The organism is Bradyrhizobium sp. LeoB3 (assembly GCF_055456055.1).
Genome location: NZ_JBVBEF010000324.1, coordinates 1 through 851 on the forward strand (window position 1 = coordinate 1; position 851 = coordinate 851).

Annotated in this window: 1 pseudogene; it reads left to right on the plus strand. The window is 58.8% G+C overall.

Annotated features, from left to right (window positions below):
* Positions 1–82: 82 nt before the first annotated feature.
* A pseudogene (locus ACZXDY_RS46140) lies at positions 83–834 on the plus strand (IS5 family transposase).
* The last annotated feature ends 17 nt before the right edge of the window (positions 835–851 follow it).

Below are 851 nucleotides of genomic sequence, written 5' to 3' on the forward strand. Positions count from 1 at the left end.
CTAGGTCGTGTGGACTCTTGGGATTCTCAAATCAGATGGAACGTGATTCAAGGCTTTCTTTTAGGAGGAAGCCTTGGGTGTCATGGACCGGCTCGCTCTGAGCGATGCGCAATGGGATCGTATCTCCGGCTTGATCATCGGTCGGTCGGACCAGCGCGGCTCGACAGGCCGCGACAACCGCATGTTTGTCGAGGGCGTCTTGTGGATCGTACGGACCGGGTCGCCGTGGCGTGATCTACCTGAGGCGTTTGGCGAATGGAATAGCGTATTCCGCCGCTTCAGCCGATGGAGTTCCAAAGGGGTCTGGCTACGCATGTTCGAAGCGCTGGCGGATGATCCGGACTTTGAATACCTGATCATCGACTCCACCATCGTCCGCGCCCACCAGCACGCCAGTGGCGCAAAAGGGGGGCTCAAAATCAGGCCATCGGTCGATCGCGCGGCGGCCTGACTACCAAAATCCATATGGCTGTCCGTGGCTTGGGCTGCCCAGTCCGCTTCTTCCTGACGGCAGGCCAGGCCGGGGATGCCCCACAAGCTCAACCGCTCGTCGAGGGGCTTGCGGCCGAGATTATCATGGCAGATGCAGCCTACGATTCCGATGCATTCCGAGCCACGATCGCCGCGAAGGCCGCACAGGCCGTCATTCCAAATAACCCCTCGCGGGCGCAGAAATATCCGCTCGACAAGCCCGTCTATGCCGAGCGTCATCTCGTCGAATGCTGCTTCTCTAAACTGAAGCAGTTCAGACGCGTCGCAACGCGCTACGAGAAGACCGCCAAAAATTACTTTGCCGTCGTCACTATTGCCGCAACTCTGCTTTGGTTGCGGTAACTGTCCACACGACCTAG